This is a genomic window from Klebsiella sp. JN_Kp127 (assembly GCF_040062505.1).
In the GTDB taxonomy this organism is placed as follows: domain Bacteria; phylum Pseudomonadota; class Gammaproteobacteria; order Enterobacterales; family Enterobacteriaceae; genus Klebsiella; species Klebsiella quasipneumoniae.
On sequence record NZ_JBEAHS010000031.1, the window covers coordinates 89,046 to 101,925 of the forward strand.

Consider the following 12,880-nt stretch of genomic DNA (forward strand, 5'->3'; position numbering starts at 1 on the left):
AAAAACAGCGGCTGTAAGCTGGAATTACCTATAATTACGGCAGAGAGGTAATTATATGTATCAGCGTATTAATGGCAGCGACTGGCGTAATATCTGGCTGATGGGCGATCTGCATGGCTGCTTTGCGCTGCTGATGGAGCGCCTGCGCCGGCTGCGCTTTGATCCCTGGGCCGATCTGCTGATCTCGGTTGGCGATCTGATCGATCGCGGGCCGCAAAGCGCTGACTGTCTCGGCCTGTTGCGCAGCCGCTGGTTCAGGGCCGTGCGCGGGAATCATGAGCAGATGGCGCTGGAGGCGCTGGAGAGCGGAGATATGACGCTCTGGCAGATGAACGGCGGCGACTGGTACGCCCGGAGCAACGTGCGGCAGCGGGCTGACGTCGATCGGCTGCTGGCGCGCTGCCAGCGGCTGCCGTTGATTATTGAAGTGGAGTGCGCAAAGGCGCGGCATGTGATCGCCCATGCCGATTACCCGGCGCCGGTCTATCGCTGGCAGCAGCCGGTGGATCCCCAGCGGGTCCTGTGGAGCCGCCATCGTCTGAGTGAACATCTGGCGGGGCGTCATGGCGCTATCGCCGGGGCTGACCATTTCTGGTTTGGCCATACGCCGCTTCGCGCGCGTTGTGACTACGACAATCAACACTATATTGACACCGGCGCCGTGTTCGGCGGCACGCTGACCCTGGTGGCGCTGCAGTCGGCAGGCTAAAAGTCACTGTATTCGCTGGCGGGTTGCCAGAAGCCGTCAATAAAATCTTCTATCGGGTAGCAGCCGCCGTGGCGGATCCGCTGATCTTCCATCGCCACCAGGCACTGGGTTTCCTCGCGGTAGACGTCAACCACAATGTCCTCGCAGCCGCCATCCAGATAGCAAATAAACAACACTAAGGCAAACATCCTGGCCTCATGTCCGGGGGCACATACTCTTTAGTGTAGGGGATGACGGCGGGACGGGGAAATAAATAACCCGTCTCAGGCGACGGGTTCATTGGTGTCAGGCAAGGCGCATGACCCAGGCATCGGACTGGCGGTCGTAATGTTTACGGTAGAGGACGGAATGTTCACCATTGAGAATCGCGGGAACGCTGGTATCGGCATCCCAGGCGTCAAGCTGCATACATAAATCTGGATCGGATTTGCAGGGAATGCTTAACGTTCGCTCACCCTGATGTTCACCATGCAGTTCGGCATCGTCTATCTCAAACGCGCCGATGCGGACATTGGTTTTACTCATCGCTTCACCCCATTTTTCAGCTGAGTTGTGGTACGACCAGTTGCGGCCGTCATTTTTCAGCGTAGTCAATGGGGGGAAAACCGCCAGTCAAAAAGTGCGTATTTTTTGCGCGGTGTCACACCTTGCCGGCAAAAAGTTTCCCATCGCGTACCAGCTCGCGCGGATAACTGTTCTTCAGACGGGAGCCGACGCGCTTGGCCAGGCCCAGCGGCACGCCCTGGAAGGTGACAATGGCTTCGTCCTGCGCTGGCGGGGTTTGCGGATAGACATCGCGTCCGCGATACCACGCTTCCGCCTCCTCCAGCGTCAGCTCGAAGGCGCGCTGCGGCGCGGCAAAGGCAATAACCGCCTCATGCTGCCAGCGATAACCCTTATTGTGCAGCTCCGCCAGGCGCACGCCAATGCGCGAAAACCGCACCCGACCAAACAGAGGCTCCATAGACTGCGGAAACAGCCACAGCTCTTTATCTCGTTGCCACAGCGTGTGGCTCGCGTCCCATTCCAGGCCGACAGCGCGGGCGGCGGCGGTCGCCGCTGCGGCTTCCCGGCCCTTCAGCGGCACAAACGGGAACTTGCCGACCTTATAGCCCGGCGCCGGGAGCGGATCGATCGCCGCAGTCTTGCGCAGGCGAGCGACAAAGAAGCCTTCACAATCGTAGATCTGCGGGAAGACATGCAGAAATCCCTCCGCGGTTAGGGCATCGGCCGCGCCGGGAAACAGCGCTTCCAGCGGCTGGATCTCTACCGCCTGCGGGTAACGGGACAGCAGCCAGTGTATGACTGACTGATTTTCTTCGCGGTTCAGGGTGCAGGTCGAATAGACCAGCGTCCCGCCAGGGCGCAGGGCATGGAAAGCGCTGTCGATAAGTTCGCGCTGGGTGGCGGCGATGTCGAGGTTGCTCTCCGGCGACCAGTTTTTCAGCGCGTCGGCATCTTTGCGTACCACCCCTTCGCCGGAGCAGGGGGCATCAAGCAGAATGGCGTCGAAGGCTTCGGGCAATGCCGCGCCGAACACCCGCCCGTCGAAATGGGTCAGGCCGACGTTGCTGATGCCGCAGCGGCTGATGTTGGCATGCAGCACTTTCACCCGGCTGGCGGAGAACTCATTCGCCAGGATGCCGCCCGCATTGCCCATCCGGGCGGCGATCTGGGTGGTTTTCGACCCCGGGGCGGCGGCAACGTCCATGACCCGTTCAGGCTGCGGGTTGTCGGCGAACAGGGCGGCGACCGGCAGCATTGAGCTTGCTTCCTGAATATAGAACAGCCCGCTGAGGTGTTCGGCGGTGCTGCCCAGCGGCAGCGCATCGTCGTCCCGCTCGATCCAGAATCCCTCCTCACACCATGGGACCGGCGTCAGCTGCCAGCCATAGGGAGCGACCAGAGAGAGGAAATCATCGACGCTAATTTTCAGCGTATTGACGCGAATACTACGGCGTAGCGGGCGCTGACAGGCGGCGATAAAGTCGTCGAAAGAGAGGTGCGCCGGCATCGCCGCGCGCATTTGAGCGAGAAACGCTTCAGGGAAATAGACAGTATTTTCGGCCACGGGCAGCGCACCACAGAAAAAAAGGGTGCGCAGTTTAGCACAAACGCCCCGGTGCAGGACACCGGGGCGTGCGGTTTGTCGTCTGCCCGCCGCCGGCGTTTGCCGGGGCGGGAGAAGGGGAGGTGAGGATTACTGCGGCAGGGCGGTGCCCCACTCCCGCCACTCTTTCGGCTCGCTCTCCAGCAGCAGGAAGTGCTTGCCGTCCTGGGCCTTCGGCGCCAGCGGCGTACCCGGCGGCGTGGCAAAGGCGATCCCGCCGCGGATAAACTGATTGAAGGTCCCGGTTTTCACCACGCCGCCAACCAGGCCGAAGTCGAGGCTGTAACCTGAGGCCAGCCAGAACACCGAGTTATTGCGCACCAGGTACTGGTAGCGCTTGCTGATGCGCATCTTAACCATGACCCGGTCAGACATCGATCCCAGCGACAGACCGGTCACCGTCCCGACTTCCAGACCGCGGAACAGCACCGGCGTACCGATGCCAAGCGATCCGGCCTCCGGCGCTTCCACCACGATATTCAGACCGTCGATATAGCGCGAGTCGCTGATCGTCGTATCCTGGATCTCAAAGTCGCGACGCGCCGGGCCGCGTCCGGGCTCAACGTTAATATAGGACTGGAACAGGGTGTCGAGATGCTCCACGCCTGCCGCGGAGATCTGCGGAGTGATCACCGAGAAGCGAGTCCCGGCGCGGGCAAACGTGCCGACGTATTCCGGGTAAAGCACGGCTTTCGCCTGCACCTCGTTTTTGGCGGTGATCAGCTCCAGGGACTGGATCTGACCGATATCGATGCCGAGATAACGAATCGGCATCCCGGCCGCCATCTTCCCGGCGTCAAACGCGTGCAGGGTGATCTGGCCGCCCACGGCGCGCGCCGCCGTTTCAGAAGCGTAAAGGATGCGTTTATTATTCAGCCGCGCGTTGGCGCTGCTGCCGTTGAGGTTATCGAAACTGATCGCTCCTTTAATGGCGCGGGCCAGCGGCGAGGCCTGAACGGTGAGCCCGTTGCCGTCAAGTTTGACCTTCGCACCCCCTTCCGCCCAGAAGACGCTGTTGTTGGTCAGCAGGTAGCGGTACTCCGGCTTGATATGCAGATCGATATCGAAAGCGTCTTTGCGCGGTTTGACGGCGATGATCTCGCCGACGGCGAATTTACGATACAGCACCACCGAGCCAGCCTGAACGTCAGGCAGCGTCTCAGCGGAGAGGCTCAGGGTGGTGGTCGGCACTTCGCTCAGGCTGTTTTCCTGCGCCTTTTCGAGGTTGGCATACAGCGGATAGCTGCTCTGCATTTCGCCTTTTTCACCCGGGATCACCCGGATCCCGCCGTTCACCCATTCGCTGGCGCTGGCGCCCAGCACCTGCACGCCATCGAGCCCCACTTTGACGTCCAGACGACTGTTCACCACAAACTTGCTGTCGCCGCGAATCAGATCGCGGTATTCCGGGGCAATCGCCACCTGGAAGGTCACCCCTTTGGCCGTCAGCTTGCGCTCCAGCACCTGGCCAACTTTCACCCCGTGCAGCACCAGCGGCTGGCCGCCGTCGATCCCGTAGCTCTCCGGCGCCGAAAGGGTGACGGTGGCGACATTGGGCTCCTCCAGCAGCGCTTTATCCGCTGGCATGACGGAGAAGTGATTACGCGGTTCGCCTTCGCCGGGCACCAGCTCAAAGGTATTGCCGGTGAGCAGGGCGCTGACGCTGGGGTTATCAAGGGAGATCTTCGGCTTCTTCATCTGAATCAGCGTTTTCTCCCGCAGCAGGGTCACCACGCTCGGGTCGACGGTCATCTCGCCCGTGACTTTGCCGCCAGGGTTAAGATTCAGTTTGCTTAACTGGCCCACTTCCAGCCCCTGATACATCAGCGGCGTCGAGCCCGCTTTCAGGCCGTCGCCGTCCGGCAGGTCGAGGGTCACCACCACCCCGCGCTGACTGTGCGCCAGGTCTTCGTACAGATGATAGTCATCGTTTTGCGACGCGACCTGCGAATCGGCAGGGGAGTCAAAGGCGATGGCGCCGTTCACCAGCGCGGAAAGGTTCTCCAGCTGCACTTTGGCCCCGCTCAGGCCGACGTCGGCTTTGATCCCGGAGACGTTCCAGAAACGGCTGCCTTTTTTCACCAGGTTGGTAAACCGGCGCTCGATCAGCACATCAATGGTGACCCCCTGGTTATTGTCATTCAGCGTGAAGTCATACACCCGCCCGACCGGGATCTTACGGAAGTAGACCAGCGAGCCGCTGCTCAGAGAGCCAAGGTCGGGCGCCTGCAGGTGGATCATCAGCTCGCCGTTGTTGATGCGGTATTTGGGCTGGGTGTCGAGGGCGACGAAGTGATCTTCGGGTTCGCCCTTGCCCGGCATCATGCCGATGTAGTTCCCACCCACCAGGGCATCCAGTCCTGACACGCCGGCCAGAGAGGCTTTCGGCGTCACCAGCCAGAACTGCGTATCTTTGCGCAGCGCCTCTTTCATATCGCGTTTGATGCTGGCGGAAACTTCAATTTTACTCAGGTCTTTACTGAGACTAATGTCCTGGACGGTACCGACTTCCACCCCCTGATAGCGGATAGGCGTCCGCCCCGGCACGATGCCGTTAGCAGACTGGAAATCGATAGTAATCGTCGATCCACGGTCGTCAAAACTGGTCCAGATGAGCCAGGCGGCAATCAGCAGCGCGATGACCGGCAGCAGCCAGAATGGCGAGATACGACGTTTGGTTTTTATTCTGGCTTCAGTCTGCGAAGCGGGCGTTTCCTGACTCATGTGCGTCCCAAAGTAAGCGGCTGTCCAGCCATTCAACTGCAAGAATAGTTAAAATTACCGCGCCACCGAAGTAAACCGCGGCCGGCCCCATCGTAAAGGCGAGGAGCTGATCGCGATTGATTAGCGACATGGTGAGTGAGATAACAAACAGATCCAGCATCGACCAGCGGCCAATCCAGGTTATCAGCCGCAGCAGCAGGATGCGGGTGCGCAGCCCCTGCTCGCATTTGAATTGTATGCTGAGCAGCAGGGTAAATAACACTATAACTTTGGTGAATGGCACCAAAATACTGGCGATAAACACCACGCCGGCGATGGCGATATTGCTGCTGGCGAGGGAGATGATCCCGGAGAGGATGGTGTCTTCCTGGCGCGCGCCGTTAACGTAAATGATGGAGATCGGCAGCAGGTTGGCCGGTAAGAGCAAAATCAGCGAGGCAATCAGCGCCGCCCAGCTGCGCTGCAGGCTCTGCGGTCGGCGATGGTGCAGCGGCGTGTGGCAGCGCCGGCAGCGGCCGCGGGCGTCGCGGTAGCCGGTGTAGTGGCAGCCGGTGCACACCTGCAGATTGTTATCGGCGCGGGTCGCCGGCCGTTCGGGATAGAATCGCTCCCACAGCTCTTCGACGTTCATATGGATAAGCGTCAGGATGCTCAGCAGCGTCAGGGAGATAAATGCCACGAGGCCGATGCCGGGCTGCAGAAAGGCGTAATCCTGCACCTTGATGGAGGCGACGCCGATGCCCACCAGATAGATATCCAGCATGACCCACTCCTTGAGCTTACCGAGCATTAGCAACACCGGACGCAGGTTCATCCCCAGCACGTTGCCCAGCCACAGATAGCTAATCGAAACCACCAGCAGCACCGGGGCGACCACCGCGCAAAACAGCACCATCGCGGCGGTAAGCGGGTCGCCCTGCGCGGTCATCTGCCAAATTCCATGCAGGACGTTGGCGTCAATGCGAACCCCCAGCAGGTGAAGGCGCAGCAGGGGTTCGGACCAGGCAAAGGGCATTAACAGCAGCATCGCCAGGGCCATGCTGCCCAGACGGGTCAACGACCAGTCGCGGCCATCGCGCACCTTCGCGTTACAGCGCGGACACCAGGCGCTTTGGTTGCGTTTAAGCACCGGTAAGCGAAAGAGCATGTCACACTGCGTACAGCGCTGATAATGCGCATAGGGAAGCGGTGTGCTCACGGCATGCACGACCATCTTATTCGCAGGCTTAAGGGTGGATGTTTTTATCGGCATTTAATACGTACAGGAATGAATGTATCCCACTATCTTAACCTATGAATGAATTCATCTTGAGCCCAAGCGCATTTAATGCTTATTTTAGTAGGCTGTACGTATCAGGCAGTAAGACAACCAAGTGAAGATATAATGAGCAAAACAGAATTTTACGCGGATTTGAACCGTGATTTCCAGGCATTAATGGCAGGTGAAACCAGTTTCCTGGCGATGATCGCCAATACCAGCGCGCTGCTGTTTGAACGACTGGGCGAGGTCAACTGGGCCGGTTTCTATCTTCTGGAAGGCGATACCCTGGTGCTGGGGCCGTTCCAGGGCAAACTGGCCTGCGTGCGGATCCCGGTCGGGCGCGGCGTATGCGGCGCGGCGGTGACGCAAGCCCAGGTGCAGCGCGTCGAGGACGTCCACGCGTTTGACGGCCACATCGCCTGCGATGCCGCCAGTAATTCGGAAATTGTCTTCCCCCTGCGCGTGAACGACCAGATTATCGGCGTGCTGGATATCGACAGTCCGGCTTACGGCCGCTTCACTGCTGAAGATGAGCAGGGGTTGCGCACGCTGGTCGAGCATCTGGAAAAACTCATCGCGGCCACTGATTATCAAAAAATCTTTACCCGTGTCGTGGGATAATCAACGGATAACGTAGCATTTAGCGAGGACGTCATTATAATGTCGCCTGTTCATGCCTGCGGCTTGTTGGCTACGTCCGTTGTAATCAGGAAATTTCATGGAAAATCAACCTAAGTTGAATAGCAGTAAAGAAGTTATCGCCTTTCTGGCCGAACGTTTCCCTCAGTGCTTCAGCGCTGAAGGCGAAGCGCGCCCCCTGAAAATCGGAATTTTTCAGGATCTCGTTGAGCGAGTGGGTGGTGAGATGAATCTCAGCAAAACCCAGCTTCGCGCTGCATTACGTCTCTATACCTCGAGCTGGCGCTATCTCTACGGCGTAAAAGCCGGCGCTATCCGCGTTGACCTGGACGGCAACCCGTGCGGCGAACTGGAAGAGCAGCACATTGCCCATGCGCGTCAGCAGCTGGAAGAAGCGAAAGCTCGCGTTCAGGCGCAGCGCGCTGCCCAGCAGGCGAAAAAACGCGAAGCCGCTGCCGCTGCAGGCCAGCCGGATGAAGGCGTTCGCCGCGAGCGTAAACCGCGTCCTCAGCAGCCGCGTCGTAAAGAGGGTGCTGAACAGCGTAAACCGCGTCCTGTTGCAGCCAAAGCTCCGCGTGAAGAGCGTCTTACTCCGGTATCGGATGTTTCCGTTCTGACCGTCGGCCAGGCGCTGAAGGTAAAAGCAGGCAATAACGCAATGGACGCCACCGTTGTGGAAATCACCAAAGATGGCGTTCGTGTACAGCTGACTTCTGGTATGTCAATGATTGTACGCGCAGAACACCTGGTGTTCTGAAACGGAGGCCGGGCCAGGCATGAACACATTTTTTAAAATCACCGCGCTTGCGGGCCTGCTGGCAATAGCAGGCCATGCGTTCGCTGTTGATGAAATAACCCGTGCAGATCAAATCCCCGTGCTGAAAGAAGAGCCGCAGCACGCGACGGTGAGCGAGCGCGTGACATCGCGCTTTACCCGCTCTCACTACCGTCAGTTCGATCTCGACAACGCCTTCTCGGCAAAGATTTTTGACCGTTATCTGAACCTGCTGGATTACAGCCATAATGTGCTGCTGGCCAGCGATGTGGCGAAGTTCGCGGCGAAAAAAGACCAAATCGGCGACGAACTGCGCACCGGGAAACTGGACGTCTTCTATGACCTCTACAACCTGGCGCAGCAGCGCCGCTTCGAGCGCTATCAGTATGCGCTGAAGGTGCTGGAACGTCCGATGGACTTTACCGGCAACGATAATTTCAACCTTGACCGCTCCAAAGCGCCGTGGCCGAAAGACGAGGCCGAGCTGAACAAGCTGTGGGACGCCAAGGTGAAATTTGACCAGTTAAGCCTGAAGCTGGCGGGGAAAGACGATAAAGAGATCCGCGACACCTTAACCCGTCGCTATAAGTTCGCTATCCGTCGTCTGGCGCAAACCAACAGCGAAGATGTCTTCTCGCTGGCGATGACCGCCTTCGCCCGCGAAATCGACCCGCACACCAACTATCTGTCGCCGCGCAATACCGAGCAGTTCAACACCGAGATGAGTCTCTCACTCGAAGGGATCGGCGCTGTGCTGCAGATGGATGATGACTACACGGTCATTAATTCGCTGGTGGCGGGTGGTCCGGCTGCGAAGAGCAAAGCGATCAGCGTCGGCGACCGCATTGTCGGCGTCGGCCAGACCGGGAAGTCGATGGTCGATGTGATTGGCTGGCGTCTGGATGACGTCGTGGCGCTGATTAAAGGGCCGAAGGGCAGCAAGGTTCGCCTTGAGATTCTGCCGGCCGGCAAAGGGGCCAAGACGCGTATCGTCACCCTGACCCGCGAACGCATCCGTCTGGAAGACCGCGCGGTGAAGATGTCAGTGAAAACCGTCGGTAAAGAAAAAGTCGGCGTGCTGGATATCCCGGGCTTTTACGTCGGCCTGACCGATGATGTGAAAGTGCAGCTGCAGAAGCTGGAAAAACAGAACGTCAGCAGCGTGGTTATCGATCTGCGCAGCAACGGCGGCGGGGCGCTGACCGAAGCGGTATCGCTCTCGGGGCTGTTTATTCCGTCCGGCCCGGTGGTGCAGGTGCGGGATAACAATGGCAAGGTGCGCGAAGACAGCGATAACGATGGCGTAGTCTATTACAAAGGGCCGCTGGTGGTGCTGGTTGACCGCTTTAGCGCCTCAGCGTCTGAGATCTTTGCCGCCGCAATGCAGGATTATGGCCGCGCGCTGATCGTTGGCGAGCCGACCTTCGGTAAAGGTACCGTACAGCAGTATCGCTCGTTGAATCGTATCTACGATCAGATGCTGCGTCCGGACTGGCCGGCGTTAGGTTCCGTTCAGTACACCATCCAGAAGTTCTACCGCATTAACGGCGGCAGTACTCAGCGCAAAGGCGTAACGCCGGATATCATGATGCCAACCGGAAATGAAGATCGCGAAACCGGCGAGCAGTATGAAGACAACGCGCTGCCGTGGGATAGCATCAATGCGGCCACCTACGTGAAGTCCGGGGACCTCGCCCCGTTTGGACCGGAACTGCTCAAGCGCCACGACGAGCGTATTGCCCAGGATCCTGAGTTCCAGTACATCATGAAGGATATTGCCCGTTATAACGCGATGAAGGACAAACGTAACATCGTCTCTCTGAACTACGCGCAGCGTGAAAAAGAGAACGAAGAGGATGATGCGATTCGTCTGGCGCGGATTAACGATCGCCTGAAACGCGAAGGCAAACCGCCGCTGAAAAAACTGGACGATCTGCCGAAGGATTACCAGGAGCCGGATCCGTATCTTGATGAAACGGTCCATATCGCGGTAGACCTGGCGCATCTCGAAAAAGCGCGCCCGGCGGTGGAACCGCCGGCCAGCCAATAAGTCGCAACGGGCACCCTGAGAGGTGCCCGTTTTTTTTTGCGCCTGGTCATCGCCATTCAGCTCATCTAACAAAATGTCAACCTGCTCTGCCGCTGTCAGCAAGATGCTACAAAATGTAAAGTTGTGTTTTTATCGTGACTTAGCGGGGGCTGATGGTTGAAAATTGCAGCCTGACCCATACGATGTGGGTAATCGCATAGTGCGTTTTGTTAAATTGAGGTAAAAAGAAAATTATGATGCGAATCGCGCTTTTCCTGCTGACGAACCTGGCAGTGATGGTCGTGTTCGGGCTGGTGTTAAGCCTCACGGGGATCCAATCCAGCAGCATGACCGGTCTGTTGATTATGGCCCTGCTGTTCGGCTTCGGTGGTTCTATCGTTTCGCTGATGATGTCGAAATGGATGGCGCTGAAGTCTGTGGGTGGGGAAGTGATCGAGCAGCCGCGCAACGAAACGGAACGCTGGCTGATGAACACCGTTGCACAGCAGGCGCAGCAGGCGGGCATTGCCATGCCGCAGGTGGCTATCTATCACGCCCCTGACATTAACGCCTTCGCTACCGGCGCGCGTCGCGACGCCTCGCTGGTCGCCGTCAGTACCGGGCTGTTGCAAAACATGAGCCGTGATGAAGCGGAAGCGGTCATCGCCCATGAAATCAGCCATATCGCCAATGGCGATATGGTCACCATGACGCTGATCCAGGGGGTGGTAAACACCTTCGTTATCTTTATCTCCCGCGTTATCGCGCAGATTGCGGCCGGCTTCCTCGGCGGTAACCGGGAAGATGAAGGCGAGAGCAGCAATGGCAACCCGCTGATCTACTTCGCCGTCGCCACGGTGCTGGAGCTGGTGTTCGGTATTCTGGCCAGCATTATCACCATGTGGTTCTCTCGTCATCGCGAGTTCCATGCTGATGCCGGCTCGGCGCGCCTGGTGGGCCGCGAGAAGATGATTGCCGCCCTGCAGCGTCTGAAAACCAGCTATGAGCCGCAGGAAGCCAGCAGCATGATGGCGTTCTGCATTAATGGTAAAGCGAAATCCATGAGCGAGCTGTTTATGACCCACCCGCCGCTGGACAAGCGTATTGAAGCCCTGCGTAGCGGTGAATATCTGAAATAGTCCGTCATCTGACGCTGAAAATAAAAATCCGCAGCCCGAAGGCTGCGGATTTTTTTTGTCCTTCATCGTCAGGCTGCGCGCGGCTGGGTGACGCGCAGACCGCTAATCAGCGCAGCGACGGTCGCCAGGATGCCGGCCAGCAGCAGGGCGGTGTGGGTGCCGCTGTTGCCGAGCAGGTTGAACAGCAGGGCCACCAGCGCGGCGCCGGTGCTCTGGCCGAGCAGGCGAGCGGTGCCCAACATGCCGCTGGCGCCGCCGCTGCGATGGCTCGGCGCCGAGGCGACAATGGTGTGGTTGTTGGGCGACTGGAACAGCCCGAAGCCGGCGCCGCACAGCGCCATACGCCAGATAATATCCAGATCGGTGGGCGACGCCGGAAGCAGCGCCAGACCGAACAGGCCGCAGGCCATAACCAGCAGCCCAATGGCCCCCAGCAGCCCCGCATGGCATTTCTCGATTAAATAGCCGGCCAGCGGCGCCATCACCATCGTCGCCAGCGGCCACGGCGTCAGCAGCAGGCCGGTTTCCACTTCGCTGCGCCCCATCATCGTCTGCAGGAAGAAAGGCAGAGAGACCATCGCCAGCATCTGTGCACAAAAGGAGCAGATGGAGGTGCAGATTGAGAGGGAGAAGAGCGGGATGCGCAGCAGATCGACCGGCAGCAGCGGGACGGGCATCGTGAGCTGACGGCGAACGAAGAAAAAGCCTACCACCAGCATAGCGGCGACCTCCGCCAGCACCAGCTGCGTGGACTGGCCCTGGGCGAAACCGCTCAGGGCGGTGATCAACAGCCCGAAGGTCAGCGCGTTCATGATGGCGCTCGGCAAATCGAAGCGGACGATTTTGCTGCGCGCGCTGTTGGGCGGCAGAAAGCGCATGGCCAGGACAAAGGCGACGATGCCGAGAGGCACGTTAATTAAAAACAGCCATTGCCATGAGGCGAGGGAGAGGATGGCGGCGGCGATCGTCGGGCCAGCCGCCGAAGAGACGGCGACGACAAAGGAGTTGATACCCATGCCGCGACCGAGAAAGCGCTGCGGATAAATCAGGCGGATCAACGCCGTGTTTACGCTCATCAGCGCGGCGCCGCCCAGTCCCTGGGCGACGCGGGCGAAGGTCAGCATTTCGAGGCTGCGCGACAGGGCGCAGGCCAGTGAGGTAAAGATAAACACCACCAGGCCTATCTTATAGATACGGCGATAGCCGACCATGTCGCCGAGGAAAGAGAGCGGCAGCAGGGCGATAACAATGGCGATTTGGTAGGCGTTAACGATCCAGATTGAAGCCGCCGGCGAGGCGTTAAGATCGCTGGCGATGGTTGGCAGCGCGACGTTGGCGATAGCCCCGTCGAGCACGGCCATGGTCAGCCCAAGCACAATGGTCAGAATGGCGCCATAGCGTTGCGGCAGCGGCACGCCATCGGATGAATTTTTATCCATGGTGAATATAAGTCTTGAATGAAACGGTTTTTTGAATGATGAGTTTAGCATTGAT

At 58.9% G+C, this 12,880-nt stretch carries 10 protein-coding genes and 1 pseudogene; 5 read left to right on the forward strand and 6 right to left on the reverse strand.

Annotated features, from left to right (window positions below; genetic code table 11):
• The first annotated feature begins 55 nt into the window (after nt 1-55).
• Entirely contained in the window at nt 56-709 is a 654-nt protein-coding gene (gene pphA, locus ABLV04_RS08880; RefSeq protein WP_023290232.1) for a protein-serine/threonine phosphatase, read from the forward strand.
• Here pphA and ABLV04_RS08885 read toward each other — a convergent pair.
• The 5 genes from ABLV04_RS08885 to yebS form a co-directional block, all read right to left on the reverse strand.
• Nucleotides 706-897, reverse strand: a complete 192-nt coding sequence (locus ABLV04_RS08885; protein WP_002911395.1) for a YebW family protein — start codon at nt 895-897, stop codon at nt 706-708. The two genes, pphA and ABLV04_RS08885, sit on opposite strands and share 4 nt — an antisense overlap.
• Before the next feature lie 97 nt (nt 898-994).
• Nucleotides 995-1,234: a YebV family protein gene (locus ABLV04_RS08890; protein ID WP_002911393.1), complete on the reverse strand. Its 240-nt coding sequence runs from the start codon at nt 1,232-1,234 to the stop codon at nt 995-997.
• 115 nt (nt 1,235-1,349) lie between these two features.
• Nucleotides 1,350-2,780: a 16S rRNA (cytosine(1407)-C(5))-methyltransferase RsmF gene (rsmF, locus tag ABLV04_RS08895; RefSeq protein WP_032428917.1), complete on the reverse strand. Its 1,431-nt coding sequence runs from the start codon at nt 2,778-2,780 to the stop codon at nt 1,350-1,352.
• A gap of 129 nt (nt 2,781-2,909) precedes the next feature.
• Nucleotides 2,910-5,543, reverse strand: a complete 2,634-nt coding sequence (locus ABLV04_RS08900; RefSeq protein WP_017900210.1) for a PqiB family protein — start codon at nt 5,541-5,543, stop codon at nt 2,910-2,912.
• A complete protein-coding gene (gene yebS / locus ABLV04_RS08905) occupies nt 5,512-6,795 on the reverse strand; it encodes a membrane integrity lipid transport subunit YebS (protein WP_032428915.1) in 1,284 nt (427 codons plus the stop codon). Before yebS ends, ABLV04_RS08900 begins: the two co-directional genes overlap by 32 nt.
• 132 nt (nt 6,796-6,927) lie before the next feature.
• Between yebS and ABLV04_RS08910 the strand changes: the two are divergent.
• From ABLV04_RS08910 to htpX, 4 genes and pseudogenes are all read left to right on the forward strand, one after another.
• Nucleotides 6,928-7,441, forward strand: a pseudogene (locus tag ABLV04_RS08910) (GAF domain-containing protein).
• A gap of 81 nt (nt 7,442-7,522) precedes the next feature.
• Entirely contained in the window at nt 7,523-8,200 is a 678-nt protein-coding gene (gene proQ, locus ABLV04_RS08915) for an RNA chaperone ProQ (protein WP_023290227.1), read from the forward strand.
• 19 nt (nt 8,201-8,219) lie between these two features.
• Nucleotides 8,220-10,268: a carboxy terminal-processing peptidase gene (gene prc, locus ABLV04_RS08920; RefSeq protein WP_032453364.1), complete on the forward strand. Its 2,049-nt coding sequence runs from the start codon at nt 8,220-8,222 to the stop codon at nt 10,266-10,268.
• A 233-nt stretch (nt 10,269-10,501) separates the two neighbouring features.
• Nucleotides 10,502-11,386, forward strand: a complete 885-nt coding sequence (gene htpX, locus ABLV04_RS08925; RefSeq protein WP_023290225.1) for a protease HtpX — start codon at nt 10,502-10,504, stop codon at nt 11,384-11,386.
• A gap of 68 nt (nt 11,387-11,454) precedes the next feature.
• On the opposite strand, the gene ABLV04_RS08930 is transcribed toward htpX, so the two are convergent.
• A complete protein-coding gene (locus ABLV04_RS08930; RefSeq protein WP_044523967.1) occupies nt 11,455-12,825 on the reverse strand; it encodes an MFS transporter in 1,371 nt (456 codons plus the stop codon).
• Nucleotides 12,826-12,880 lie beyond the last annotated feature (55 nt).

Coding starts and splice junctions, on each gene's coding strand:
- pphA (WP_023290232.1), top strand. CDS start 56: ATGTATCAGCGTATTAATGGCAGCGACTGGCGTAATATCTGGCTGATG.
- ABLV04_RS08885 (WP_002911395.1), bottom strand. CDS start 897: ATGTTTGCCTTAGTGTTGTTTATTTGCTATCTGGATGGCGGCTGCGAG.
- ABLV04_RS08890 (WP_002911393.1), bottom strand. CDS start 1,234: ATGAGTAAAACCAATGTCCGCATCGGCGCGTTTGAGATAGACGATGCC.
- ABLV04_RS08900 (WP_017900210.1), bottom strand. CDS start 5,543: ATGAGTCAGGAAACGCCCGCTTCGCAGACTGAAGCCAGAATAAAAACC.
- yebS (WP_032428915.1), bottom strand. CDS start 6,795: ATGCCGATAAAAACATCCACCCTTAAGCCTGCGAATAAGATGGTCGTG.
- proQ (WP_023290227.1), top strand. CDS start 7,523: ATGGAAAATCAACCTAAGTTGAATAGCAGTAAAGAAGTTATCGCCTTT.
- prc (WP_032453364.1), top strand. CDS start 8,220: ATGAACACATTTTTTAAAATCACCGCGCTTGCGGGCCTGCTGGCAATA.
- htpX (WP_023290225.1), top strand. CDS start 10,502: ATGATGCGAATCGCGCTTTTCCTGCTGACGAACCTGGCAGTGATGGTC.
- ABLV04_RS08930 (WP_044523967.1), bottom strand. CDS start 12,825: ATGGATAAAAATTCATCCGATGGCGTGCCGCTGCCGCAACGCTATGGC.